A 24,762-nucleotide genomic window follows, 5' to 3' on the forward strand; every position below is an offset into this window, starting at 1 on the left:
GTATTTTTCAATTCCTCTCACTGCTCGTCAAACAGTTTCCGCCAGGACAACCCCGCTTGCGTTCCCGATCTGGGATGGTACTCACAACCGATCCAATCCTCATAGCCCGCTTTCTTCAACTCATTGAAAATATATGCATAGTTGATTTCCCCCTGATCAGGCTCATGCCGATCGGGCACAGAGGCGATTTGCACATGACCGATTCGCTGAGCCAGCGAGCGTATCAGTATGCTCAAGTCTCCCTGAGCAATCTGCGCATGGTATAAATCCAACTGTAAGCGCGCATTAGGGCGGCCAATCATCCTGACCAGACCATCGGTCTGATATTGATCATGCAGAAAATAGCCGGGAACATCACGCGGGTTGAGCGCTTCACAGAGCAACATCGTATCCTGTTCCGCCATCATGTCGGCGGCCAACCGCATGTTCGATAGCCACAACGCGGTAGCCTCATCCAGAGACAGCGAAGCCGGCGTTATCCCCGACATGACATGCAACTTCTTACATTCCAGGCGTTGTGCATAGTACAACGCCTGGCGGACCGCGTTTTCAAACGCCTTTTCTCTTCCGGGCAAGACCGCCAACCCGCGTTCACCGTTGGCATAGTCTCCCGGGCTGACGTTAAACAACGCCAATTGTAGATGATTACGATGCAGTTCCTGTCGAATATCATCAACGTTGTAATGATAGGGAAATAAAAACTCTACCGCATGAAACCCCGCTTTCGCCGCCGCTTCAAAACGTGCGAGAAAAGGCACTTCGGTAAACAGCATGGAAAGATTCGCAGCAAATCCAGGCATAACGTTCCCTTTTTCAAAGCTATGAACGAAGTTCATCAATCTCGGCGTCGGAAAGATAACGCACATTCGCATTTTTCAGTAAGAACATCAGCTTTGCCGTTTCTTCCAGTTCATCCATCGCATTCACGGCTTCTGTCAGCGACGTTCCCAGAACCACGGGCCCGTGGTTCGCCAACAAGAAAGCATTCGCTTCGTGCGCCCGCTGCGATAGCGTCTGCGCAATCATCGCGCTTCCCGGTTTAAAATAAGGAAGCAACGGCATCTTGCCTATTTTCATCACATAATAAGGCGTGAACGGTTTGATGATGTTGTCGGGATCGATATCCGCACAACAAGACAGCGCGGTAAGATAGGTCGAATGCAAGTGCACGATAGCGTTACATTCAGGACGTTGCCGATAAATAGCCAAATGAAAGGCAATTTCCTTGGACATCTTGTCGCCATCAATTTGCTCACCCTGCATGGTCACTTTTGCCAGACGATCTTCATCCAAATAGCCAAGACATGAATTCGTGGGGGTCGCCAGAATATGTCCATCCGGTAGTCTGACGGACATATTTCCGGCAGACCCGACAGAATAACCGCGCAGGTAGTACGACTTTCCGCAGGAAACCATCTGTTTACGCAGTTTGCTTTCCATTATTTGTTATCCTTATAAAAATTCTGTGCGGTAAAAAAGAATTGTTCATCGCCGAAGTTGCCCGATTTCAGCGCGAAAAAGAGGTTGTCGTTGGCCGAGCGGACCCACGGAACGCCAGGCGCAATCTGTGGACCGATATACATCGCATTCACCTGGAGCTGTTGCATAACGGCGCCAGACGTTTCTCCGCCCGCAACAATAAAGTGGTTAATCCCCGCCTGTTTAAGACGCACGGCAAGCTGGGCAAAAAAAGACTCGATAGCGGCGCTCGCGGCCTGTGCGCCATAGCGGGTCTGAACCGAACCCAGTTCAGCCCCCACGGTGGAATAAACGATCGGCGCCCATTCCGCGTCCTGCCGACAGACCCACGATGCCACGTCATCGACATAACCGCTGGGGTCGTCCATACAACGCACCACATCAACGGGTAAGGCCGGCGCCCTGGCGGAATAAGCCGCCACCTGCGCGTTGGTCATGACTGAACATGACCCTGACAGAATGGCTGTTTTCCCCCCTTTGGCGGGCATTCCCGTCAAACTGGCCTGCACCGGGTCCTTTGCTCCGCCCTGCGTCAACATAGCGGCAATATGTTCAGCCAGCCCCGAGCCCCCTGTAATCAGCCGTAATCCGGCGCTGGCCTGAGCGATGGTCTCGAGATGCGCCGACGACAGGGCATCCGGTACGACATAGCGATAGCCTTCTTGTTGCAACCGCATGAGCGCGTTTTCTACCGCCAGCGCCCCTTTTTCAATCACCGAAAAAGGAATATTGGCAACCCGGCCTGTCGCCTGAGCCTCCATCAGCCGCATGATGCAGGCATCCCGCATCGGCGTCACCGGATGGTTTCGCATTCCGGATTCATTCAAAGGCACGCCATTCACAAACAGATAGCCAGAATAGACCGTTCGTCCGTTGACCGGCAGCGCCGGACACAGCAACGTCATACGTTCCCCCATCGCGGCGAGCAGGCTATCGGTGACCGGCCCGATATTGCCTGCCGGACTGCTGTCAAACGTTGAACAATATTTGAAATAAATACGTTCACATCCCTGTTGTTGCAGCCAACGCAACGCCGACAGGCTCATTTCAACGGCCTCATCGGCAGGGCACGAACGACTTTTCAGGCTGACAACCATCGCATCCACGTCAGTTGTTATTTTTTGTTCACCAACATCGCTCACTTGAATCGCAGAACATCCGCCCTTTACCAGAAAACTGGCGATGTCGGTCCCGCCGGTAAAATCATCGGCAATAACGCCGATTCTGGGGATTTCACGCTTAATCCGTTCATGGTTGTTTGACATAGACATAACCCTATCCGTCACAGAGGGGAGAGCATCATTATCACGTCCTGATGTGAAAAAATATTAAATCGATGTCACAATATTATATATAAGGTCCATTTTTGTGATTTTTTTTTATTTTCAGGCAAAAATTATACAAAAGTCACAGAATGGATGTTCCGTTATTGTAGTTTACTGTGATTGTTTCATACTGACGATGCATTCAACACCAGGGATGCCCCCGATATAGCCGTCGCGGGGTTAAAATATAATTATATGTTTTATAAAACAATTAATAAAAAACTTAATCATGGAAAACTAACAGACCTCGGTCTAAAAACAGTTTCACAAAAAACAACAAGAAATTTTACGCTTAAACAAAAAAGAAAACCGGCAGATCCAGTTGTTCCTCCCGGTCAACATTCTCTGTACTCAACAGGAAATATTTAGAGAGGGTATCATGTCGAATATCACACGACGCACATTTCTGAAAGCGGCCGCTGTCGCCGCACCAGCCGCAGCAATCATGGGATTTCCTTTCATCGCCAAAGCGGCGCAGCCTGAATTTCACTTTAAATACGGCACCAATCTACAGCAAGAACACCCCTTCAGTATCTGGACGCAAAAAACCGCAGACGCCATCAAAGAACGGACTCAGGGACGTGTTGTCATTGATGTCTTTCCCAACAACCAGCTAGGGGGCGATACGGACATGCTCGCGCAAGTCCGGCGTGGCGGCATTGATATGTTTAACCCTTCCTCGCTGGTGATCGCCACCCTTGTGCCGGTGGCGGCGATCAATGCCGTGGGGTTTGCCTTCGCTGACTATGACCAGGTCTGGGAAACCATGGACGGCCCTTTAGGCGAGCTGGTGCGTAAAGGGTTCGAACGCGTTGGGCTGCATGCCATGGACAACATGTGGGATAACGGCTTTCGGCAGATGACCAGCAACACCGGCCCCATTAACAGCGTTGCCGATATGCAGGGGCTCAAAATCCGCGTACCGGTCAGCCCGATTATCGTCGACATGTTTAAAGGCATGGGGGCCGCGCCAGTCGGAATGCAATATTCCGAAGTCTATTCCTCCCTGCAAACCAAGGTCATTGACGCTCAGGAAAACCCCCTGGTCGTACTGAAAACCGGCAAACTGTATGAAGTTCAGAAATACTGCTCATTAACCAACCATATCTGGGATGGCTACTGGTGCATCATGAATAAAAAATCCTGGGAAAGCCTTCCTCCCGATCTTCAGGAAATTGTCTCAACCGCGTTTAAAGAAGGCGCGCAGAATCAGCGCGCGGAAATCAATCGGTTGAACACGGTGCTGGTCGATGACCTTAAAAATACCGGTCTGGCATTTAACAATACCGTTCCGGAAAGCTTTCGCCAAAAACTCAAGGAAAGCGGTTATTACGCGACCTGGCACAAGAAATTCGGCGATGAGGCATGGGCATTGCTGGAAAACGCAGTTGGCAAATTGTCCTGAATTTTCAGGTTTATAAAAAATTCACAAGGGTAAGTCGAATGGAAGTTTCACATCAAGTTCAACCCCTTTTACCGCCAGGAAAGATCGCCAATAGTCTGGAGCGTTTTTACGACTATATGGGACGCGGAATAGAGGTTCTGGCAGGACTCCTCGTTCTGTCAGAAATTATCGTGTTGCTGTCCGGCGTGATCTCCCGCTACGTTTTCCATGCCCCGCTCGTCTGGTCAGACGAAGTGGCGACCATCGGCTTCGTCTGGCTGACGATGCTGGGCGCAGTGATCGCCCTGCGGCGGGGTCAACATATGCGTATGACAGCCCTGGTATCGCACCTTTCCAAGGAAAAACGCGCTTTCGTCGAAGCGCTGGCCATGGGGGTCTCACTGGCTTTCCTGATTCTGATTATTGAGCCGGCCTGGGAATATGCGTTTGAGGAAATCATCGTCATTACCCCCGCGCTGGAAATCAGCGTTTTCTGGCGTGCGGCGTCGATCCCCGTTGGCATTACATTAATGCTGATAACCATGTTGTTGCGCATTCTGCTTTCTGCGCCAAGAACAAAAGCAACCTTCCTTGGGCTTTTCATTGTGGCGGTGGCGGTAGTCGTGTTCTCGGCATCAGGCTCTATCCTGATGCCGTTAGGTAAGCTGAACCTGATCCTCTTCTTTGTGGTGATCGTTGCGATTGGCGTTCTCTCCGGCGTTCCTATCGCGTTTTCATTCGCACTGGCCACCTTCGGTTATCTGGCCCTCACCACACGGACGCCAATGCCAACGATGGTGGGACGTCTGGAGGAAGGCATGTCGCATATGATGTTGCTCGCCGTTCCTCTTTTCGTTTTTCTGGGCGGCCTGATCGAGATGACCGGCATGGCCAAGGCCATGGTGCAATGTCTTGCCAGCCTGCTTGGGCACGTACGCGGAGGGTTATCTTATGTCCTCGTGGGGGCAATGTATCTGGTTTCCGGTATCTCGGGATCAAAAACGGCGGATCAGGCGGCTATCGCGCCGGTATTGCTCCCTGAAATGACGTCCCGCGGCGCTAAACGCGGCGATCTGGTCGCATTACTGTCGGTGACCGGCGCACAAACGGAAACCGTCCCGCCGAGTATCGTCTTGATCACCATCGGCTCCGTTACCGGCGTTTCGATTGCCGCGCTCTTTATCGGCGGATTACTGCCGTCGGCGGTACTCGGCGTCATGCTGTGTCTGGTGATTGGCTGGCGTAACAGGAAAGAAGATCTCAGCCTGGTCAAACGCTACAACAAGAAAGAGATAGGGAAACTGTTCCTCATTGCATTACCCGCGCTCATCCTGCCGTTTATCATTCGCGCCGCCGTTATTGAAGGTGTCGCCACCGCAACCGAAGTATCCACCATCGGTGTGGCGTATACGGCGTTTGTCGGCGTGGTGTATTACCGCCATTTCGATATCAAAAGAGCCTGGTCGATGTTAATTGATACCGCCTCACTGTCAGGCGCAATCATTTTCATCATCGGTACGGCAACCGCAATGGCCTGGGGATTGACGCAATCGGGTTTCTCGAAGGATCTCGCCACGCTGATGGCGTCATTAGGCGGTGGCTTGACGTTCGTTGCGATATCGGTCGTTGCATTCATCATTTTAGGCAGCGTGCTGGAAGGTATCCCGTCAATTGTATTGTTTGGCCCCTTGTTATTCCCCATCGCCCGCGACCTTGGCGTACATGAAGTCCATTACGCCATGGTCGTCGTCCTTGCCATGGGGATTGGTCTATTCGCCCCGCCGTTCGGCGTCGGCTATTACGGCTGCTGCGCCGTGAGCAAAACCGATCCGAACGAGCCGCTCCCATATATCTGGGCTTATCTCGGCGCGGCGACCGTCGGGCTTATCATCGTGGCCCTCTTCCCTTGGATTTCAATTGGATTCCTATAACCGAATTCTCTGAGGCAACATATGGAAAATCTGACATTTGAAGAAGCTCATCGGGCAGTCAACCATGCGCTGGAGCTTGCTGAAAATCGCTATAACGGCCGTCCCTTAACGGTTGCCGTTTGCGATCGCAGCGGTACGTTGCTGGCCTTTGCGCGGATGGACGGCACCAAGGCATTCACGGTGACGTTAACTCAGCGTAAAGCCTACACCGCAGCCCAGTTTGGAATACCGACGGCGGCGTTGCTCGCACGACTACAGAAAGAACAACTTGAGTTGTCCTATTTTGCGGATGACGGCTTCTCGCCGCTGCCCGGCGGTATCCCGGTAATTCGCGGGAACACCGTTATTGGCGCCGTCGCGGTCGGCGGCATCAGCATTACCGAAGACGTTGAAGCCGCCGAATCTATCGTTGATTCGCTCTCATCCTGATACCGATTCACGGAGAAAATCATCATGAAAAAAGCTGCCGTTTTTCATACCAGCAAAGGCACATTAGCCATGGTGGATGAGCTGGCAAAAAAAATCATGCCGGACGTCGCCATCATGCACATCGTAGAAGATTCAATGATTGCCGACGTCATGGCTCATCATGGCGTCACGCCAGCCATCAACGCACGTATCGCCGCTTATGTTGAATGCGCCAACCTTGCCGAATGCGATATTTTCTTTACCGCCTGCTCTTCCATCGGCGGCAGCGTTGAGCAATGCCAGTTTGTCAGCCCAATTCCCGTCATGCGCATTGATGAGGCCATGGCCGTCGAATCCGTTGACCGCTATAACAACATTGCCGTCCTGGCCACGGTGGGCACCACGCTGGCGCCGACATTAGATCTGATCCAGCGCAAGGCCGCGGAGCGCGGTAAACAGCCTGCAATCCATTCGTTATTGATGTCGGAAGCCTTTACCGCGTTTTTAGCCGGGGAGTTGGACAAGCACGATGCCATTGTCGCCGCAGGCATTCGCGATGCGCTGAGTAAAAATTGTGACGCCATCGTTCTGGCACAGGCCTCCATGTCGCGCGTGCTGACAACGCTGGGCGATTTGCCGGTACCCGTACTCACGTCGCCGGAACGCGGCATTCGGTTGTTAAAGCAACGCCTTGATGAGATGAACTGATGCGGCAATGTCGAAGGGCGTCGGCTAGTCCAATCGTCATCAAGAAATAAGCATACGCACATGATGCGTAACCATTTCAGAGGCTATTATGAGAAAAATTGTTATTTCCGTTGCCCCCGTAGCCGGAGATACGACATCAGCCAACCCGGAAGATGTCGCCAGAGAGGCGATCGAATCTTATCATGCGGGAGCAGCGATGGTGCACCTTCACGTACGGGAACGCGATGGCCGCTTAACCCGCGATCCCAGCCAGTTCCAGCAAACCATTCAGTTGATCCGCCAACATACCGACATGATTATTCAGGGTTCTACCGGCGGCGTATCTGATATGACCATTGAAGAACGTTGTTCTCCGCTGGATTGTCCGCTGGTTGAAATGTCGTCCCTGAATGCAGGTTCGGTAAACCTGGGCGACCTTGTTTACCGTAACCCCATGCCGGAAATCAAGTATGTTACACAGCGCTGTTTCCAGACGGGGATCGTGCCTGAAATCGAAGTCTTTGAACTGGGCATGATTCATAATATGCAACTCATCGCACAGCAGATGCCGCTGCCTCAACCGGTCATCTACGCCATGGTGTTGGGCCATCAAGGCGGCTGCCCGGCAACGCCCTCGACTCTGGCGCTGTTTAGTCAATATATCCCGCGTGGCGCCTTGTGGAGCATTACCCACTATGGCCGCCGGGATGATTTTTCCATTCTGGCCGCCGCACTCGGCCTGGGGGCCTGTATGGTAAGGGTCGGCTTTGAAGACAGTCAGTACCTTTCACGGCAGGAGAAAGTCGAACACAATGCCGTATTGATTGAGCGAATGAGCGCCATCATTAAAAGTATCGGTTTCGAGGTTGCCAGCCCGGCAGAAGCCAGGCAGATGTTTGGTTTAAAACCGTTGTAATCTCTAATGTCCCGCCGTTCTCAGAAGCCATCGACGATCTGATTCAAAGGGAAATGCCGGATGGCGCGGCATCAGAGTACGGGAGACGTCTGGTTTTAATATCGATGGGATACCCAACATTTTGCCGGGCCGGTCGGTCTTCGTCCCGGCAAAATGCCAACTACAGCGCGCGGCGCAAGCGGGCAACCGCCTCGTGCATCTGCTCATCCGTGGCGGTCGCAAAGGAAAAACGCAGCGTCGAGTAGTCAGGGCAATCAGAGAAGAAAAATTCACCGGGAACAAACACCACGCCCTGATTGAGCGTCTGCTTCAGCCAGTCAGTGGTATTGAATTCATAACGGAATTTCGCCCACAGGAACATGCCGCCTTTCGGCTGGTTAAAGACAATAACATTGCCCAACTCCTGTTCCACCAGCTGCGCCAACAGCTCGCTTTTGTGCTTGTAGGCGTAACGAATTTTCTCGATCTGCGCGTCCAGACGCCCCAACCCCAGATAGTACTCTGCCACGGTTTGTGACAATGCGCTGGCATGTAAATCCGCCGCCTGTTTGATAATCGCGACCTTATGCAGCAACCAGTGCGGCAGGATCGCCCAGCCCAGACGCAATCCCGGCGCCAGAATCTTTGAAAACGTCGAGGTGTAAAGCACATGTTCCGTGCTGCCCAGCTCTTCCTGCGCCAGTTGGAACAACGTCGGATGCCGCTCTTCGGTAAAACGCAACTCGCCGTAGGGATCATCTTCAATGATGACGAAACCGTAGCGCTCAGCCAGTGCAATTAACTGTTTACGGCGTTCATAACTCAGCGTGGCGCCGCTGGGGTTACCAAAGTTCGGGACAATGTACACGCCTTTGATGCGCTGTTTTTGCAGCAGCGCTTCCAGCTCATCCACGACCATGCCGTGCTCGTCGGACGCAACGGACATCACCTGCGTCTGGGCCAGTTCAAGCGTTTGCAGGGCGGCAAGATAGGTCGGACGTTCAACCACAAAAACATCGCCCGGGTCGACCATCGCCCGTATGATCAAATCCAGCGCCTGCTGTGAGCCCGCCGTGACCACAATATCTTCCGCCTGCGTTTTCACACCGCGTAACGCACACAGATCGGCGATACGATCGCGCAACACGCCGCTGCCTTCCGTCAGTCCGTACTGGAAAGCCGTTTTCGGCTGCTCGGTAATGGCTAACTGCGTCGCCTGATTCAACCCTTCAAAATCAAACAGTGCCTCAGAGGGGATCCCACCGGCCAGCGAAATAATATTGTCCATCTTGCTATGCTTAAGCAGTTCGCGAATCGCGGAACTTTTCAACTGAGCAATGCGGTGCGCCAGTAACCCTTCATTGGCCATCTTTTCTCATACCTTCATTTACAGAACAGGCCGGAGAACCGGCATTATATCCATCACCCGCCCAGATAGGCTGAGCGCACCGCTTCATTTGCCAGCAACGCTGCGCCGGTATCCTCCAGCACAACATGACCATTTTCCAGCACATAACCACGATCGGCCAGACGCAGTGCCTGATTGGCGTTTTGTTCCACCAGGAAGATGGTCATGCCTTCTTCACGCAGTTGCTGAATAGTATCAAAAATTTGCAGAATAATAATCGGCGCCAGCCCCAGCGAGGGCTCGTCCAGCAGCAGCAAACGCGGCTGACTCATCAGCGCGCGTCCAATCGCCAGCATCTGTTGCTCCCCGCCGGACATGGTGCCAGCCCGCTGAGCGCGTCGCTCATACAGCCGCGGAAACAAGTTATAGACCCGTTCAATGCGCTGCTGGTACTGATGGCGATCCGCAAAAAAACCGCCCATCGCCAGATTTTCTTCAACGGTCATACGGGAAAAAACACGGCGGCCTTCAGGAACAATAGCAATCGCCTCACGCATAATCTGCGCCGTTTGCCAGTAGGTAATGTCTTTCCCATCAAACGTGATCGTTCCTTCCGTCGCTCGCGGGTCGCCACAGAGCGTCCCCAGCAGCGTCGTTTTACCGGCGCCGTTGGCGCCGATAAGCGTAACGATTTCGCCCTGTTCAATGTGCAGGCTAACCTGATGCAGCGCCTGAATTTTACCGTAGTGGGCCGAAACCTGATTTAATGACAGCATAACGTTATCCTTCACCCAGATAAGCGCGGATCACATCCGGGTTATTACGAATTTCAGCCGGGGTGCCCTGAGCCAGCGGCGTACCCTGATTAACGACATAAATCCTGTCGGAGATCCCCATCACCAGTTTCATGTCATGCTCAATCAGCAGGACTGACACCTGATGGCTATCGCGTAACTCCGCGATCAGCTGATTCAACTCTTCGGTTTCTTTCGGATTAAGACCGGCCGCAGGTTCATCCAACATCAGCAGATCGGGCCGGGTCACCATACAACGGGCAATCTCCAACCGACGCTGCTGACCATAAGCCAGGTTACCCGCCTGACGATTCGCCAGCTCCAGCAAACCGATACGCTCCAGCCAGACTGCGGCACGATCCTGCGCGTCGGCTTCCGCACGACGAAATGCCGGCGTCTTCAGTAGTCCGGCAAACACGCCGCTTTTCAGATGCTGATGCTGCGCCACCAGCAGGTTTTCCACCACGGTCATTTCGCGGAATAAACGCACGTGCTGGAACGTCCGCACCACGCCCATCCGGGCAATCGCCTGCCCTGACAAACCTTCCAGATGGCGATCGCGCAACATAATGGTACCGCCGCTCGGGCGATAAAAGCCGGTCAGGCAGTTGAATACCGTGGTTTTGCCTGCCCCGTTCGGGCCGATCAACGAAACGATTTCACCCGCATGAATATCCAGTTCAACATTGTTGACCGCCAGCAGGCCGCCAAAACGCATCATCAGGCCTCTGACCGATAATAATGGCTGCGTATTCATGCCTGCTCTTCCTTCTTAGCGACTTTCAGCTTCATTTGCGGACGCTTCATCGGCAGTAAGCCCTGAGGACGCCAAATCATCATCAGCACCATCAGCGCGCCCAGCAACAACATGCTGTACTCATTCAAATCACGCATTAGCTCACGGGAAACCACCAGCAAAATGGCAGCAAGAATCACCGCGAACTGCGAACCCATTCCCCCCAGCACAACAATCGCCAACACGAATGCCGATTCGGCGAAGGTGAAGGATTCCGGACTGACGAAGCCCTGACGCGCCGCAAACAGCGTACCGGCGAACCCTGCAAACGCAGCGCTAATGGTAAACGCGGTCAGCTTGATACGGGTCGGACTCAGGCCCAGCGAACGGCAGGCAATTTCGTCATCGCGCAGCGCTTCCCAGGCACGGCCCAGCGGCATACGCAACAGGCGATTAATCACAAACAGGGTTAACACCACCAGCAGCAGCGCAACCAGATAAAGGAAAATGATGCGATCGCTGGGGTCATATTGCAGACCAAAGAAGTTATGGAAGGTATCCCAGCCATCGCGGGCGCTGCGGCTGAACTCCAGACCAAAGAAGGTCGGCTTGGGAATCTGGCTGATACCGTTCGGGCCGCCGGTGATTTCGGTATTGTTCAGCAGCAGAATACGAACAATTTCACCGAACCCCAGCGTCACGATGGCCAGATAATCCCCACGCAGACGCAGCACCGGGAAGCCGAGTAAAAATCCGGACAGCGCCGCCGTCATGCCTGCCAGCGGCAGACTTTCCCAGAAGCCAAAACCATAATAGTGATTCAGCAAGGCATAGGTATAAGCCCCGATGGCATAAAAACCGCCGTAACCCAGCACCAGCAACCCCGACAGCCCCACAACCACGTTCAGGCCCAGTCCCAGCATCACGTAAATTAGCGTGAGAGTGGCAATATCGACGGTACCGCGAGATACCAGAAAAGGCCAGGTAACGGCCGCGATGATTAACAGCGCCGCCAGCAGCTTCTGCCGCGGCGTACTGCCATCAAAACTTGGCAATACCAGCGCCGGACCAGAAAACTTTTTCATGCCGGCCAGGAAAAACGGGCGAATCAACTGGAAGAAGAACACCACGATGCAGCCTGCACCGATCCAGTACCAGCGAACCTCATCGGCGCCGCGAACCACCAGCTTGGTGCCATCAAGCCCGAGCTGCATGCCCATTAAAAATGCGGCAAGCACCAGTAACATAAATGCGGAGATGATCGCATTGAAAAGATTGAGCTTTTTCATACTTTCTCAACCTCCGGACGACCAAGAATACCGGTAGGCATAATCAGCAGTACACCAATCAGCAACGCGAACGATACGGCATCCTTATACTCCGTACTCAGGTATGCGGATGTCAGCGCTTCGGCTACGCCCAGAATCAATCCGCCAATCATCGCGCCGGGGATACTGCCGATTCCGCCCAGCACTGCCGCCGTAAAGGCTTTCATACCGGCCATAAAACCGATATAGGGGTTAATCACGCCATAGAACTGCCCCAGCAGAACACCGGCTACCGCAGCCATTAGCGCACCAATCACAAACGTCAGGGAAATGACGCGGTCAGTGCTGATGCCAAGTAAGCTGGCCATTTTCAGATCTTCCGCACAGGCACGGCAGGCACGCCCCATTCGCGAGTAGCGGATGAACATCGTCAGCGCCAGCATGGCGAGGAAAGTCACGATCCAGATCGTCAACTGCATCGTGCTGATTGTCGCGGCAAAGCCGTTGGTCTCGCCCAATACCCATTGTCCGGTAATCATGCTGGGGAGCGCGACATCGCGTGAACCCTGATTCAGGCTGACGTAGTTTTGCAGAAAAATAGACATCCCGATGGCGGAAATCAGTGCAATCAGGCGCTTGGAAGTTCGTACCGGCCGGTAGGCGACCCGTTCAATACTCCAGCCGTAGGCGCTGGAAATCACGACGGCGGCAACAAAGGCGACGCTGATCAATAGCCAGCTCGCATCAATGCCCATCATCATCAGGGCGGCAATAACAATAAAAGAGACATAGCTACCGATCATGTAAACTTCGCCGTGTGCGAAGTTAATCATGCCGATGATGCCGTAAACCATGGTGTAACCAATGGCGATCAGCGCATAAGTGCTGCCCAACGTCAGGCCGTTGAACATCTGCTGAAAAAAGTAAAGGAACTGCTCGGACATACCCTAACCTTAAATTCTGCCCCCGCACCTTACGGCAACGGGGGCAATCGGTATTGAGGAATTAATACAGAGGCGGTTGATGACGGCTTAGGCACATGCAGAACACACGGAGAGCCAGCGCCGAAATCGTTACCGCACAATCATTACTTCGCTACGCTGGAAGTACCGTCTGCATGCCACTCAAATACACCAAACTCAAACCCTTTCAGGTCACCTTTTTCGTCCCAGCTCAGTGGCCCCATGACGGTATCCACGGAATTGGCTTTCAGGTCGCTGACCAGTTTTTCCGGCTCCATGCTACCGCTGCGCTCCATTGCGGTAGTCAGAGATTGCAATGCGGCATAAGTCGTCCAGACAAACGGACCGGTCGGATCCAGTTTTTTGGCTTTCAGCGCATCGACGATCGGTTGGTTGGCGGGAACCTGGTCATAGCGTTTCGGCAGCGTGACCAGCATGCCTTCAGATGCTTCACCGGCGATATTGGACAAAGAGGAATTACCCACGCCTTCCGGTCCCATGAATTGGGTGGTCATACCAGTCTGCCGGGCCTGACGCATGAGCAGCCCCATTTCCGGGTAGTAACCGCCAAAATAAACGAAATCCACGTTTTCTTTCTTCAGACGCGCAACCAGTGAGGAGAAATCTTTATCACCCGCGGTCACACCTTCAAACAACACAACGTTCGCATTGGCTTTTTTCAGACTATCCTGAACAGAACGGGCCAAACCTTCACCGTACTGCTGTTTATCATGCACAACGGCAATGCGCTGAGGTTTAATCGTTTCAACGATATATTTTGCCGCCGTTGGACCCTGATCGGAATCCAGACCGGTTGTCCGCAGAACCATTTTGTAGCCGCGGGTGGTCAGATCAGCGTTCGTTGCCGCGGGCGTAATCATGATCACGTCTTCTTCTTCGTAAATATCAGAAGCGGGCTGTGTGGAAGAGGAGCACAAATGGCCGATAACATAACGAATGCCGTCGTTGATGACTTTGTTCGCTACGGCAACGGCCTGTTTCGGGTCGCACGCATCATCGTATTCGACGCCAACCAGTTTATTGCCATTAACGCCGCCTTTGGCGTTGATATCCGCAATGGCCTGACGTGCGCCAATAAACTCCATATCACCATATTGCGCAACCGGACCAGACATGGCACCCACGACGGCAACCTTGATATCTGCGGCGCTCACAGCATGGCTCAACGCAACCGCCATACAGCCCATCAGCAATGTTTTGCCTTTACTGAATTTCATTCGATTTACCCCATCTTTTATTATGGATATTGCTGAAAACGTGACCGCCCCGCGTCATAACTTAACCTTTTTCTTATAAGTAAGAATGGGTTAGGGTTATTATTAGTAATAGTTTCTAATAAGGCTTTATTTTTCATATTATTAAACAGGAATATTATGCTGCAAATCAACTAGCATCATCATAAATACGCGATGCAAACAGCATAAAATACTTGTCTTAAAAGCCAATATTTAACCTATATATAGTCAGTTATGCTGCTTTTTTCATTAATTATTGATGTAATACTCGATAAATAGTCAAAGAGGAAAACGTTTTCCCTGTTAACCGTAAAGAATAAAAATACTTCAAGCATTTTTATTCTTTACGCAGTAAGGGCCCGAGGGGAAGCAAGGCGGGGACAGCCCGTCATGAAAAAACGCCGGGGGCGTTTTTAAACGTCACGCAGTGACGGCCCGAAGGGGGTAGCCCGACATAAAAAATGCCTCACGGTTTCACCATAAAACGATTACATTATTCTTCACTCATTTAATGGAGTGCTAGTCAATGAAACTAACCGTTGAATGCCTCACCCAATTCAGCCAACAGGATAAAATTGATCTGTCTAAAATCTGGCCGCACCAGAATATAGAACGCCTGGAAGGGAGTCTTAACGTGGATCGCCGTCTGTTTGCCGCGCGTTTTAACGATCGCTTACTGGCCGCGGTTCTTGTTGAGATTGAAGGCGAATACGCCGAATTGAGCGATCTTCTGGTGCGTGAAACCACCCGACGACGCGGCGTTGGTTTATATCTGATAGACGAAGTACGGAAGCAGTTACCGAATGTTAAAGAGTGGTGGCTGGCGACTGACGATCACGCGTCCGTCAAAGAGGACGTGCTGGCAAAGTTCATGATTTCTTGCGGCTTTTCGCCAGTATCCGGTGGCTGGCGTTACATCCGTAATCAGGGTTAAAAAAACGCCGGAAGCGTTTTTCAACGTCGCTTGCGACGGCCCGAAGGGGGAACGGACAGCGATAGACCGTCATAAAAACAAAACGACCGGGCAAATGCCCGGCCGCGCTTATTTATTTTTCGCTACTGCTTAGGCTTCAATCGCCACGCGCAGCTTCTTCATGGCGTTCTTTTCCAACTGACGTACCCGCTCTGCGGATACACCATATTTATCAGCCAGTTCCTGCAATGTTGACTTGTTGTCATCATCCAGCCAGCGGGCGCGGATAATATGCTGGCTACGTTCATCCAGACCTTGCAGCGCATCCGCCAGCTTGTCCGCCGCGTGGCTTTCCCAATTGTTTTCTTCGATGCCGTCAGCAAAATCAGAGGACTTATCCTGAAGATACAGCATAGGGGACATGGCCTTGCCATCATGCGTTTCTTCATCTGGCGTCGGATCAAAGGTCATATCCTGTGCGGCCATACGCGATTCCATTTCACGCACATCTTTACTGGTCACGCCTAATTCACGGGCAACCAGTTCAACTTCATCCTGATTGAACCAACCAAGGCGCGTTTTAGACTTACGCAGGTTAAAGAACAGTTTACGCTGCGCTTTGGTGGTAGCGACTTTCACAATGCGCCAGTTGCGCAGCACATATTCGTGAATTTCAGCTTTGATCCAGTGTACGGCGAAAGAAACCAGACGCACTCCCACTTCAGGATTAAAGCGACGTACCGCCTTCATCAGGCCGATGTTGCCTTCCTGAATCAGGTCTGCCTGCGGCAGACCATAGCCGGAATAATTACGAGCCACATGAATAACAAAACGCAGATGCGACAAAATAAGCTGCTTCGCTGCATCCAGATCGCCCTGATAATGCAGCCGTTCAGCCAGCGCCCGCTCTTCCTCCGCCGTTAGCATCGGATAGGCATTGGCGGCTCGAATGTAACCTTCCAGACTGCCCTGGGGAACTAAGGTGAAAGTTTGCATATCTTTGGTCATCCAACCTCTCTCATAACTACGGTTACGCAGCGCGCTGCAACCAGCCCGCTCAAACGAGCGTCATTGACAAGTCGCTATACTAGCACTGCTTTAGCATACTGTTTTGTGCTAAACGGATAAAAAAATCCGGCACACTGTCCCTATCTTCAGACTGTGATTTCCCTCACAAGTTCCTACAATATTATCCATCTTATTTCACATATCAAGTTGGATACAGCGAGAAAATTATACACCAATAAAACAGGAGAAAATACGCGGGAACACCGCAAGAAGAAAGAACACCGATGACAGCTTCCCCTGCCACACAGCGGGAGTAACAGGGAAAGAGTATACCAAAAAAAGACTATTGTGGTGTAAAGCGGCGTAAATGTTGCACTGTCGCTAACCACGCAGCCAGCCAGCCAATCATCCCGGCGACAAGCAACAACAACAGCGATTCATCCCAGCTCAACCCTTTGACCGTAAAGGTCGTACCAAACACCGAAGCCACCTGCGCCACCACCGCGCCGAGCTTCCATACCAGCGCCTGAGACAGGATCAGCGACAGCACCGCCCCGCCAAACCCCATGACGGCGCCGCCATTCAGAAACGGACGCAAAATAAAACCGTCCGTCGCACCAATCAATTTCATGACGTTAATGGTTTCGCGACGGCTAAAAATGCTCAAACGCACGCTGTTGCCGATGACCAAAAACACCGCGATAACCATCAATATGCCAATTGTCGCCGCAATCTGGCCGACCAGGCCGGTCAGCGCAACCAGCCGGGCAAACCAGCTATCATCCATCCGTACTTCATCCACCCCTTGCGTGGCGGCTACGCGATCGCGCAACGTTGTCAGCGTGTTCGCGCTCTGGAAATTCATTTTGGGGGTGATGATGGCCACGGCAGGCAGCGGATTCTCTTCAAGCATATCCAGCGCGCCGCCAAAACCAGACCAGTTGCGGAACTCTCCCATCGCTTCATCACGCGACAAATAGTTCACTTTATCGACACCATCTTCAGACTGAAGCTGGGTGATCACCGCCTGCGCGGCGTTGTCATCCAGAGATTTATCCAGATATACCGTCAATTGAGGTGAGGGATACCACTGCGTCGCGGCCTGACTCACGTTTTTCCATACCAGATAGCAGATACTGGGCAAGGCCAGAGAGATGGCAATCACCATCACCGTCAGCAGCGTTGCCAACGGTTGGCGCAGCATGTCATCCAGCGTATTGGTCCAGGCATAACGCCACTGCTCCCGCCAGCCGCCGCGCAAAGCCCTGGACTTCATTCCCGGCGTTTTCGCATTACGGGTGTTATTCGCCATGATGATTTCCCCCAATCATGCGACCATCGGACAGCGTAAGAACCCGGTAATTGCGACGGGCAATCAGCCCGGTATCGTGGGTGGCCATCAACACCGTGACGCCAACCCGGTTAAATTCTTCAAACAAACGCAAAATACCCTCGGACAGTGCATCATCCAGATTACCCGTCGGCTCGTCCGCCAGTAGGACGGCGGGTTTATTCACCACCGCGCGTGCAATACCGACCCGCTGCTGCTCACCGCCCGAAAGCTGGATAGGGTAATTTCGGGCTTTATCCAGCAGCCCGACTTTGTCCAGTGCCGCGGATACCCGGCGGCGAATATCTTCGCTGCTGGCACCGGCAATAATGAGCGGCATCGCCACGTTGTCATAGACGGTTCTTTCCATCAGCAGATGGTGATCCTGAAAGATCATGCCGATCTGGCGACGCAGAAACGGAACTTCACTTTTTTTCAACCGGCTGATGTTATGTCCACTAAACAGGATCTGCCCCGCACTGGGACGCTCAATGCCACAAATCAGTTTCAGCAGGGTGCTTTTCCCCGCGCCGGAATGGCCGGTCAGAAACGCCATCTCTGCCGGACGCAGATGAAAATCGATGCCCTGTAGCGCCTGGCGCCCGCCGAGATAAGCTTTACTGACCTGTTCAAAACGAATCATCCGTTTTAATCCTCTCGGGCAAAAAGTGCCTCAATAAAATCGTCAGCCTTGAATGGCCGCAAATCTTCAATACCTTCCCCCACCCCAATATAGCGGATAGGAATACCGAACTGGTCGGCAATGGCGAAGATCACCCCGCCTTTGGCGGTACCGTCCAGTTTAGTCAGTACGATACCCGTCAGACCTACCGCCTCGTTGAAAAGCTTCGCCTGGCTGACGGCGTTCTGACCGGTGCTGGCATCCAACGTCAGCATCACTTCATGCGGCGCATCCTGGTCCAGCTTTTTCATCACGCGCACAATCTTTTTCAATTCTTCCATCAGATGCGCTTTGTTCTGCAATCGGCCCGCCGTGTCGGCAATCAGTACATCGACGCCACGCGCTTTTGCCGCCTGAATCGCATCAAAAATCACCGAGGCGGAATCCGCGCCGGTATGCTGAGCCACCACCGCAACATTATTACGCTGGCCCCAGACCTGAAGCTGTTCTACCGCCGCGGCACGGAAAGTATCGCCCGCCGCCAGCATCACGGATTTCCCCTGAGCCTGGAACTGACGCGCCATCTTGCCAATGGTGGTGGTTTTCCCGACGCCATTCACTCCAACCATCAGGATCACATAAGGTATTTTGCCTTCGATAATCAGCGGCTCATCAACCTTAGCAAGAATCGTCGCCATTTCTTCTTTCAGCTTAACAAAAAGCGTATCAGCATCTTTCAACTGCCGATGATTGACGTGCTCCGTCAGGTTGGTAATGATCTTGCGGGTGGTCTCCACGCCTACGTCGGCAATCAGCAGTTGCTCTTCCAGTTCGTCAAACAGATCGTCGTCGATTTTCTTGCCACGAAACAATCCGATAAATCCTGAACCCAGATTTTGGCGGGTTTTAATCAGGCCTCGTTTCAGGCGGGCGAAGAATCCCTCTTTCGTCGGACGTTCCTGCTCCAGCAGCACGACCGGCACATCATCCGGTTGACTCTTTTCCGGCTCGTCTGCGACGACCGGCGTCATTTCCGCCGGTTCGGTCTCTTTTACCGTTTCATTCACTACCGCCGCTTGCTGCGTCAGCGCATCCGCTACGACAATCGGTTCTTCCGGCTGCGGCGGTTCCGCCAGAGAGTCATCTTCCGGCGCCGCGACATCGGCCAATTCGAGCTCCTTTTCAACAACCTGTTGGGTTGAGTCCTCAATATCCGGCGATACTGCGGGCACATCCTCGACTACCGGTTTCTCTTGCGGTTGCTCTTTTTGTTCTTCTTCCTGTGTCCCCAATCCCAACCAGGAAAAAAAACCGCGCTTCTTTTCTTTTGTCATGTGCAATCGCGCTCCACGCCGCTCACCACAGCGAATGAATCAATTAAAATCATATTTAAACAACAAGTTTAACACTTTCCTGCCGCCAGCAACACGCAGCCAACGGCGGCAAGGTCAGACAATCTCCGTAACGAAGTGTGTCAGCCTCCATCTTAACATTCCCTCTACACGTAACCGCCGTTAGAATAGCGCCTGAATTTTCCCGATTGTGTCTGCCGGCAACGCGGCACACCAACCAACCTGTGAGCTATGGCTAAAAAAAATGCATCGTCAGCCGCCGGCCAGATCCGAATTATCGGTGGTCAATGGCGCGGCAGAAAACTTCCGGTTCCCGATAGTCCGGGTTTACGCCCTACGACCGACCGGGTACGCGAAACGCTGTTCAACTGGCTGGCCCCCGTTATTCAGGAAGCTCGCTGTCTGGACTGTTTCGCCGGTAGCGGCGCGCTGGGTCTGGAAGCCTTATCGCGTTATGCGGCCCATGCCACATTATTGGAAGCCGAGCGAGCGATAGCGCAACAATTAACGCAGAATCTGGCTCTGCTTCGGGCGGAAAACGCACGGGTCGTGAATACGGATACGCTACGCTGGCTGGCCCAACCGGGGGAACCCTATGACGTGGTATTTCTCGATCCGCCTTTTCGCAAAGACTTATTGAACAACACGCTTTCCCTGCTGGAACAGCAAGGCTGGCTGGCGCCGGAAGCATGGATCTACGTGGAAACCGAGTCAGAAAATACACAGTTGGTTATTCCGGATAACTGGCGCTTGCACCGGGAAAAAATCGCGGGTCAAGTCGCCTACCGGTTGTACATCCGCCAATGATCGCCTGAGCGACCCATTCTCAATAAAATTAAGGGGTAATGATGATATGGATTAATCTGGGACGACTGTTGATGCTGGGCGTATGGGGTTTTCTGATCTTTAACCTGATTCACCCGTTTCCCAGACCATTGAATATTTTCATGACGGTGGCGATGGTGTTTATGATCCTGATGCATGGCTTTCAACTGCTGCTGCTGAAATCCAGCCAGCCGAAAGACGACTCGTCACTCAATCGGGCGCTACAGGCGCGTATTTTTCTGTTTGGCGTATTTGAACTGCTGGCATGGCAAAAGAAACAGCCCAGGCCGCCTGGAAAATAATGTTCACGCCTGCCGGGGCACAAAACCGATAAAACGGGTGCCTTTCACCTGCAACGTGCCCTGCATTCCCTTATCAAGCCGGTGATAGTCCGTGCTATCGAGCCGCAGAATGATATCCGCCCCGCCATATACCGGACGAAACATCGCTTCATAACGCATATCCTGCGCCACCACAATCTGGTGTTCACGGGAGCGGCTGCGGCTACGCGGAAACTCCCGCTTGGTCTTTATCTCCGCCAAAACGGTACGCAGCGGAGCGGCATCATTCAATGCCGCCTGATTACGCTGGCGCAGATATTGTCGTCCGGCCAGCACCAGAATCAACGCAAAAGCCAGCATCAACAGCAAGGGAAACTTGCCCATAGGTCAGGGCTTTTTGCCGGGAAGATAGGGAAAGTGCGTCACATTATCCCCCAGTTCAGAAATCCGGGCGCTACCTTTTTCCGTCACCGCATCGATACGAATAATTGCCTGCAAGGGAATAAAGCTGCGGCTAACACCGGAAAATTCCGTTTTGAGCTTTTCTGTCGACGGGTCAACCAGCACCGTTGATTGGCTGTCGAAGACAAAGTCGGCAATCTCAATAAAACCAAACAAACTGCTCGACGTTAATTCGCGCACATAAAGCTGGTAGTTTTTACCATTATTAATGAATTGAATACGATACAGTGCAGGTTCATTACTCATTCAACACTACTCTCCTTCAAGAGACTTTACGGCACTCATCGACAATAAAAACAGGCCGATAAAATAACATGATGCACGGATATTCGCACCCGTCTCACCCGATGTTGTTTATACTCATAACAACCCACTACATTGCATAAAGAAAGGGTTATGTCTGATATTGGTCACTGAATCCCCCTATAAGGACACTCTATGCTTTGGTCATTTATTGCCGTACTTTTCTCTGGCTGGCTATATGTTGATGCCAGCTATCGTGGCCCGGCGTGGCAACGCTGGCTGTTCAAACCGGTTACGTTATTACTGTTGCTGGCGCTGGCCTGGCAAACCCCGTTTCTGAGCGTACCGGGTTACCTGATCGTCGCAGGATTGCTGGCTACGTTGGTCGCCGATACTCTTCTGCTGCTTCCGACGCAGCGCCTGCTCTATGCGTTTGCCGCCTATTTCGTTTCTCACCTGCTTTACACCATCAGTTTTTTTACCAGCCAAATGACGCTGACGCTCTTCTGGCCGTTAGCGCTGGTGCTCGTGGTACTGGCCGCGGCGTTGATCGCCATTATCTGGAGCAGACTCGATACCCAACGCTGGCCGGCGTGCACCTTTATCCTCATGACCACCCTGATGGTCTGGATCGCCGGTGAACGTTATTTTGCACTGGCAACGGACTATAACTTCTCCTTGCTGGCTGGCTGTGCGCTGCTGTTTATCGCCCATGCAGCCTGGCTTATCCACCATTATCGGCTCAGCTTTCGCGCCCATCAGGTCATCGTCGCGGCCTGCTATTTTGGCGGACATTTCCTTATCGTGCGTTCGCTCTATTTTTAACGTTCACTGTACACGCGAAATGCTGGAGTAGCCTGATATAACGGTGTAAGGTTCCTGATGAGAATCACTATCATCAACACAGGAGGAAGATATGCATTCTCATCAGCATCACTGCGGCGAAAAATCAGCCTGTTGCCAGGCCCATGCCAAACCCGCATCACGTGCAGAGAAAAGCTGCTGCGCGGTAAAACGCGCCCCTGCTTCAGCGATCAACCGCGTTCGTAGCCCCGATAATGACGCGTCAGCAAGTAGCGATAATGCCGATTCAGACGATCCCGACGGCGGAGACAGTGACCGACCCGGCTCCCGCCAGCGTTTCAGCTGGAAAATCAGCGGCATGGATTGTCCAGGCTGCGCCCGTAAAATTGAAAATGCCGTAAAAAATCTCCAGGGTATTGAACACGCCTCTGTGCTGTTCGTAACCGAAAAACTGGTTGTCGCCGCCCGCCACGATGTACGCTCACAGATACAACGCGCTGTTTCGCAAATCGGTTTCACTTTGCAGGATATTTCGCCCAGCACACCACCAGCGGCAAATCCACGCCATTTTATTCACGGCGCTTCTTTTTACGAATATGGTTTCCTGATGCTTTTTGTGTCGCTGACCGCGATAAGCTGGGGAATTTCATTCCTGAATGATGCACTCGGCGAAGTTGCGTTTATCGCCACTACCGTTGTTGGCCTCATTCCCATACTGAAAAAAGCCCTACAGCTCACCCGTTCCGGCACGCCTTTTGCGATTGAAACGCTGATGAGCGTGGCTTCCATCGGGGCATTACTGATCGGCGCCACAACAGAAGCCACCGTGATTCTGTTGCTCTTTATGCTGGGCGAACGGCTGGAAGCCTATGCCGCCAACCGGGCGCGACAAGGCGTCACCGCCTTAATGGCCCTGATCCCCGAAGACGCCACCGTTATCCGAAATGAACGGCGCGTTAAAGCGCCGGTTGCCAGTCTGTTACCCGGCGAGGTGATTGAAGTCGCCCCCGGAGGAAGATTGCCAGCCGATGCGGAATTACTGCACACGGAAGCCAGCTTTGATGAAAGCGCCCTGACCGGCGAGTCAGTGCCCGTTGAACACACCGCGGGCGACAGGGTTGCCGCCGGCAGCCTGTGTGTCGATAAAATGGTACAGCTGCGCGTCATTTCACAGCCGGGCAGCAGCGCTATCGATCGCATTCTGCAATTGATAGAAGAAGCCGAAGCGCGACGGGCGCCAATAGAGCGTTTCCTCGATCGCTTTAGCCGCGGCTACACGCCAGCCATTATGCTGCTGTCGTTACTGGTGATGTTGATTCCGCCTTTACTGATGGGGCAGCCCTGGCAAGAGTGGATTTATCGCGGCCTGACGCTGCTGCTGATCGGCTGTCCTTGCGCGTTGGTGATTTCCACGCCGGCGGCGATTACCTCCGGTCTGGCGGCGGCAACCCGCCGGGGGGCACTGATCAAAGGGGGCGCCGCGCTGGAATCGCTGGGAGGTATTCGCACGATCGCCTTTGATAAAACCGGCACCCTGACCGAAGGCAAACCACAGGTTACCGATATTTTACCGACGGTTGGCGTGAGTGAGGCGGCGCTGCTGGCGCGAACCGCGGCAGTGGAATCCGGTTCACACCATCCGCTGGCTCAGGCGATTGTGCAACACGCACGGGCAACCCGCGCTTTTTTACCCATCGCGGAAGATCGCCGCGCGTTAGCCGGCATTGGGGTAGAAGGCACCATTGCCGGCAAGCGGATTCAGGTTAGCGCGCCCGCCAGATTAGCCTCGGGCGTGCTGGACAATATCTGGCAGCAACATGTTGATACGCTGGAAAGTGAAGGCAAGACGGTGATTGTGGTGCAGGAAGATGGCCGGGTACAGGGCTTGCTGGCACTGCGCGACACACTGCGCAACGACGCACGAAGCGCGCTGAGCGCCTTACAGAGCATGAATATACGTTGCATCATGCTCACGGGCGACAATCCGCGGGCCGCGATGGCGATCGCTGCCGATTTGGGCATCGATTACCGGGCAGGTTTACTGCCTGCCGATAAAGTGACGGTTGTGAGGGAGCTTAACCAGCAACACCCGGTCGCCATGGTTGGTGACGGAATCAACGATGCGCCCGCCATGAAAGCGTCAACCATCGGTATTGCCATGGGAAACGGCACCGATGTCGCGCTGGAAACGGCTGACGCCGCCTTGACGCACAGTCGTCTTGGGGGATTAGCCGACATGATCCGGCTATCAAGGGCCACGCACCGGAATATTCGTCAGAATATAACCATCGCACTGGGGCTGAAAGCCGTCTTTCTGATCACCAGCATATTGGGGATCACGGGGCTCTGGCTGGCGGTATTGGCGGATTCCGGCGCTACGGCGCTGGTCACCGCCAACGCGTTGCGGTTGCTTAAAAAACAGGACTGACGCCGTGTTCCGGCGCACCGC

The 24,762-nt window shown here is 53.1% G+C and carries 25 protein-coding genes; 10 read left to right on the forward strand and 15 right to left on the reverse strand.

Annotated elements, in window-relative coordinates; genetic code table 11:
• Positions 1 to 17: 17 nt before the first annotated feature.
• Genes otnI through otnK form a run of 3 tightly spaced genes read right to left on the reverse strand, consistent with a single transcriptional unit; the run spans position 18 to position 2,750 of the window.
• A complete protein-coding gene (otnI, locus tag DDT52_RS15685; protein ID WP_136157187.1) occupies positions 18 to 800 on the reverse strand; it encodes a 2-oxo-tetronate isomerase in 783 nt (260 codons plus the stop codon).
• A gap of 19 nt (positions 801 to 819) precedes the next feature.
• Positions 820 to 1,443 carry a 3-oxo-tetronate 4-phosphate decarboxylase gene (gene otnC / locus DDT52_RS15690; RefSeq protein WP_136157188.1) on the reverse strand — a complete coding sequence of 208 codons (624 nt, stop codon included), beginning with the start codon at positions 1,441 to 1,443 and terminating at the stop codon, positions 820 to 822.
• On the reverse strand, positions 1,440 to 2,750 hold the full coding sequence (gene otnK, locus DDT52_RS15695) for a 3-oxo-tetronate kinase (protein ID WP_281728911.1): 1,311 nt from the start codon (positions 2,748 to 2,750) through the stop codon (positions 1,440 to 1,442). Before otnK ends, otnC begins: the two co-directional genes overlap by 4 nt.
• 433 nt (positions 2,751 to 3,183) lie before the next feature.
• On the opposite strand from otnK, the gene DDT52_RS15700 reads away from it, so the two are divergent.
• The 5 genes from DDT52_RS15700 (at position 3,184) to DDT52_RS15720 (ending at position 8,130) form a co-directional block, all read left to right on the forward strand.
• Complete coding sequence (locus DDT52_RS15700; RefSeq protein ID WP_136157189.1) at positions 3,184 to 4,209, forward strand: TRAP transporter substrate-binding protein; 1,026 nt, start codon at positions 3,184 to 3,186, stop codon at positions 4,207 to 4,209.
• A 38-nt stretch (positions 4,210 to 4,247) separates the two neighbouring features.
• A complete protein-coding gene (locus DDT52_RS15705) occupies positions 4,248 to 6,119 on the forward strand; it encodes a TRAP transporter large permease (RefSeq protein WP_136157190.1) in 1,872 nt (623 codons plus the stop codon).
• A gap of 21 nt (positions 6,120 to 6,140) precedes the next feature.
• Positions 6,141 to 6,548, forward strand: coding sequence for a GlcG/HbpS family heme-binding protein (locus DDT52_RS15710; protein ID WP_136157191.1), 408 nt, complete (start codon positions 6,141 to 6,143; stop codon positions 6,546 to 6,548).
• Between the two features lie 24 nt (positions 6,549 to 6,572).
• Positions 6,573 to 7,235 (forward strand): aspartate/glutamate racemase family protein, encoded by a 663-nt coding sequence (locus tag DDT52_RS15715; protein ID WP_136157192.1) that lies wholly within the window; start codon positions 6,573 to 6,575, stop codon positions 7,233 to 7,235.
• Positions 7,236 to 7,323: 88 nt separating this feature from the next.
• A complete protein-coding gene (locus DDT52_RS15720; protein WP_136157193.1) occupies positions 7,324 to 8,130 on the forward strand; it encodes a beta-keto acid cleavage family enzyme in 807 nt (268 codons plus the stop codon).
• A 160-nt stretch (positions 8,131 to 8,290) separates the two neighbouring features.
• On the opposite strand, the gene DDT52_RS15725 is transcribed toward DDT52_RS15720, so the two are convergent.
• From DDT52_RS15725 to DDT52_RS15750, 6 genes are all read right to left on the reverse strand, one after another.
• Positions 8,291 to 9,478: an aminotransferase-like domain-containing protein gene (locus tag DDT52_RS15725; protein ID WP_136157194.1), complete on the reverse strand. Its 1,188-nt coding sequence runs from the start codon at positions 9,476 to 9,478 to the stop codon at positions 8,291 to 8,293.
• A 53-nt stretch (positions 9,479 to 9,531) separates the two neighbouring features.
• Positions 9,532 to 10,233, reverse strand: coding sequence for a high-affinity branched-chain amino acid ABC transporter ATP-binding protein LivF (livF, locus tag DDT52_RS15730; RefSeq protein WP_109055235.1), 702 nt, complete (start codon positions 10,231 to 10,233; stop codon positions 9,532 to 9,534).
• Positions 10,234 to 10,237: 4 nt separating this feature from the next.
• A complete protein-coding gene (gene livG, locus DDT52_RS15735; protein ID WP_136157195.1) occupies positions 10,238 to 11,008 on the reverse strand; it encodes a high-affinity branched-chain amino acid ABC transporter ATP-binding protein LivG in 771 nt (256 codons plus the stop codon).
• On the reverse strand, positions 11,005 to 12,276 hold the full coding sequence (locus DDT52_RS15740; RefSeq protein WP_136157196.1) for a high-affinity branched-chain amino acid ABC transporter permease LivM: 1,272 nt from the start codon (positions 12,274 to 12,276) through the stop codon (positions 11,005 to 11,007). The genes livG and DDT52_RS15740 overlap by 4 nt, the downstream gene beginning before the upstream one ends.
• Positions 12,273 to 13,199, reverse strand: a complete 927-nt coding sequence (gene livH / locus DDT52_RS15745) for a high-affinity branched-chain amino acid ABC transporter permease LivH (RefSeq protein WP_136157197.1) — start codon at positions 13,197 to 13,199, stop codon at positions 12,273 to 12,275. The genes DDT52_RS15740 and livH overlap by 4 nt, the downstream gene beginning before the upstream one ends.
• Before the next feature lie 143 nt (positions 13,200 to 13,342).
• A complete protein-coding gene (locus tag DDT52_RS15750; protein ID WP_136157198.1) occupies positions 13,343 to 14,455 on the reverse strand; it encodes a branched-chain amino acid ABC transporter substrate-binding protein in 1,113 nt (370 codons plus the stop codon).
• Between the two features lie 544 nt (positions 14,456 to 14,999).
• Here DDT52_RS15750 and panM point away from each other — a divergent pair.
• A complete protein-coding gene (gene panM, locus DDT52_RS15755) occupies positions 15,000 to 15,407 on the forward strand; it encodes an aspartate 1-decarboxylase autocleavage activator PanM (RefSeq protein WP_136157199.1) in 408 nt (135 codons plus the stop codon).
• A gap of 129 nt (positions 15,408 to 15,536) precedes the next feature.
• Here panM and rpoH read toward each other — a convergent pair whose 3' ends face one another.
• The 4 genes from rpoH to ftsY form a co-directional block, all read right to left on the reverse strand.
• Positions 15,537 to 16,394, reverse strand: coding sequence for an RNA polymerase sigma factor RpoH (gene rpoH / locus DDT52_RS15760; RefSeq protein ID WP_136157200.1), 858 nt, complete (start codon positions 16,392 to 16,394; stop codon positions 15,537 to 15,539).
• A 343-nt stretch (positions 16,395 to 16,737) separates the two neighbouring features.
• Positions 16,738 to 17,706, reverse strand: coding sequence for a permease-like cell division protein FtsX (ftsX, locus tag DDT52_RS15765; RefSeq protein ID WP_136157201.1), 969 nt, complete (start codon positions 17,704 to 17,706; stop codon positions 16,738 to 16,740).
• Positions 17,696 to 18,367 (reverse strand): cell division ATP-binding protein FtsE, encoded by a 672-nt coding sequence (gene ftsE, locus DDT52_RS15770; RefSeq protein WP_109055227.1) that lies wholly within the window; start codon positions 18,365 to 18,367, stop codon positions 17,696 to 17,698. The genes ftsX and ftsE overlap by 11 nt, the downstream gene beginning before the upstream one ends.
• A 5-nt stretch (positions 18,368 to 18,372) precedes the next feature.
• Positions 18,373 to 19,680: a signal recognition particle-docking protein FtsY gene (gene ftsY / locus DDT52_RS15775; RefSeq protein ID WP_136157202.1), complete on the reverse strand. Its 1,308-nt coding sequence runs from the start codon at positions 19,678 to 19,680 to the stop codon at positions 18,373 to 18,375.
• A gap of 249 nt (positions 19,681 to 19,929) precedes the next feature.
• Here ftsY and rsmD point away from each other — a divergent pair, with 249 nt between their 5' ends.
• Together rsmD and DDT52_RS15785 are read left to right on the forward strand one after the other, a co-directional pair.
• On the forward strand, positions 19,930 to 20,505 hold the full coding sequence (rsmD, locus tag DDT52_RS15780; RefSeq protein ID WP_136157203.1) for a 16S rRNA (guanine(966)-N(2))-methyltransferase: 576 nt from the start codon (positions 19,930 to 19,932) through the stop codon (positions 20,503 to 20,505).
• A 41-nt stretch (positions 20,506 to 20,546) separates the two neighbouring features.
• The gene (locus DDT52_RS15785; RefSeq protein WP_109055224.1) at positions 20,547 to 20,825 is read left to right on the forward strand and encodes a DUF1145 family protein; all 279 of its coding nucleotides are present in this window, start codon (positions 20,547 to 20,549) and stop codon (positions 20,823 to 20,825) included.
• 3 nt (positions 20,826 to 20,828) lie between these two features.
• Here the strand turns inward: DDT52_RS15785 and DDT52_RS15790 are convergent, their stop codons facing one another.
• Positions 20,829 to 21,188, reverse strand: coding sequence for a DUF2500 domain-containing protein (locus DDT52_RS15790; RefSeq protein ID WP_136157204.1), 360 nt, complete (start codon positions 21,186 to 21,188; stop codon positions 20,829 to 20,831).
• 3 nt (positions 21,189 to 21,191) lie between these two features.
• Positions 21,192 to 21,512: a DUF1820 family protein gene (locus DDT52_RS15795; protein ID WP_136157205.1), complete on the reverse strand. Its 321-nt coding sequence runs from the start codon at positions 21,510 to 21,512 to the stop codon at positions 21,192 to 21,194.
• A 192-nt stretch (positions 21,513 to 21,704) separates the two neighbouring features.
• On the opposite strand from DDT52_RS15795, the gene DDT52_RS15800 reads away from it, so the two are divergent.
• Both DDT52_RS15800 and DDT52_RS15805 read left to right on the forward strand, forming a co-directional pair.
• Positions 21,705 to 22,334, forward strand: coding sequence for a lysoplasmalogenase (locus DDT52_RS15800; protein WP_136157206.1), 630 nt, complete (start codon positions 21,705 to 21,707; stop codon positions 22,332 to 22,334).
• A gap of 91 nt (positions 22,335 to 22,425) precedes the next feature.
• Positions 22,426 to 24,741, forward strand: coding sequence for a zinc/cadmium/mercury/lead-transporting ATPase (locus tag DDT52_RS15805; protein ID WP_136157207.1), 2,316 nt, complete (start codon positions 22,426 to 22,428; stop codon positions 24,739 to 24,741).
• The last annotated feature ends 21 nt before the right edge of the window (positions 24,742 to 24,762 follow it).

The organism is Brenneria roseae subsp. roseae, assembly GCF_003115845.1.
Lineage (GTDB): Bacteria > Pseudomonadota > Gammaproteobacteria > Enterobacterales > Enterobacteriaceae > Brenneria > Brenneria roseae.

Coding starts and splice junctions, on each gene's coding strand:
- otnI (WP_136157187.1), bottom strand. CDS start 800: ATGCCTGGATTTGCTGCGAATCTTTCCATGCTGTTTACCGAAGTGCCT.
- otnK (WP_281728911.1), bottom strand. CDS start 2,750: ATGTCTATGTCAAACAACCATGAACGGATTAAGCGTGAAATCCCCAGA.
- DDT52_RS15700 (WP_136157189.1), top strand. CDS start 3,184: ATGTCGAATATCACACGACGCACATTTCTGAAAGCGGCCGCTGTCGCC.
- DDT52_RS15705 (WP_136157190.1), top strand. CDS start 4,248: ATGGAAGTTTCACATCAAGTTCAACCCCTTTTACCGCCAGGAAAGATC.
- DDT52_RS15710 (WP_136157191.1), top strand. CDS start 6,141: ATGGAAAATCTGACATTTGAAGAAGCTCATCGGGCAGTCAACCATGCG.
- DDT52_RS15715 (WP_136157192.1), top strand. CDS start 6,573: ATGAAAAAAGCTGCCGTTTTTCATACCAGCAAAGGCACATTAGCCATG.
- DDT52_RS15720 (WP_136157193.1), top strand. CDS start 7,324: ATGAGAAAAATTGTTATTTCCGTTGCCCCCGTAGCCGGAGATACGACA.
- DDT52_RS15725 (WP_136157194.1), bottom strand. CDS start 9,478: ATGGCCAATGAAGGGTTACTGGCGCACCGCATTGCTCAGTTGAAAAGT.
- livF (WP_109055235.1), bottom strand. CDS start 10,233: ATGCTGTCATTAAATCAGGTTTCGGCCCACTACGGTAAAATTCAGGCG.
- livG (WP_136157195.1), bottom strand. CDS start 11,008: ATGAATACGCAGCCATTATTATCGGTCAGAGGCCTGATGATGCGTTTT.
- DDT52_RS15740 (WP_136157196.1), bottom strand. CDS start 12,276: ATGAAAAAGCTCAATCTTTTCAATGCGATCATCTCCGCATTTATGTTA.
- livH (WP_136157197.1), bottom strand. CDS start 13,199: ATGTCCGAGCAGTTCCTTTACTTTTTTCAGCAGATGTTCAACGGCCTG.
- DDT52_RS15750 (WP_136157198.1), bottom strand. CDS start 14,455: ATGAAATTCAGTAAAGGCAAAACATTGCTGATGGGCTGTATGGCGGTT.
- panM (WP_136157199.1), top strand. CDS start 15,000: ATGAAACTAACCGTTGAATGCCTCACCCAATTCAGCCAACAGGATAAA.
- rpoH (WP_136157200.1), bottom strand. CDS start 16,394: ATGACCAAAGATATGCAAACTTTCACCTTAGTTCCCCAGGGCAGTCTG.
- ftsX (WP_136157201.1), bottom strand. CDS start 17,706: ATGGCGAATAACACCCGTAATGCGAAAACGCCGGGAATGAAGTCCAGG.
- ftsE (WP_109055227.1), bottom strand. CDS start 18,367: ATGATTCGTTTTGAACAGGTCAGTAAAGCTTATCTCGGCGGGCGCCAG.
- ftsY (WP_136157202.1), bottom strand. CDS start 19,680: ATGACAAAAGAAAAGAAGCGCGGTTTTTTTTCCTGGTTGGGATTGGGG.
- rsmD (WP_136157203.1), top strand. CDS start 19,930: ATGGCTAAAAAAAATGCATCGTCAGCCGCCGGCCAGATCCGAATTATC.
- DDT52_RS15785 (WP_109055224.1), top strand. CDS start 20,547: ATGATATGGATTAATCTGGGACGACTGTTGATGCTGGGCGTATGGGGT.
- DDT52_RS15790 (WP_136157204.1), bottom strand. CDS start 21,188: ATGGGCAAGTTTCCCTTGCTGTTGATGCTGGCTTTTGCGTTGATTCTG.
- DDT52_RS15795 (WP_136157205.1), bottom strand. CDS start 21,512: ATGAGTAATGAACCTGCACTGTATCGTATTCAATTCATTAATAATGGT.
- DDT52_RS15800 (WP_136157206.1), top strand. CDS start 21,705: ATGCTTTGGTCATTTATTGCCGTACTTTTCTCTGGCTGGCTATATGTT.
- DDT52_RS15805 (WP_136157207.1), top strand. CDS start 22,426: ATGCATTCTCATCAGCATCACTGCGGCGAAAAATCAGCCTGTTGCCAG.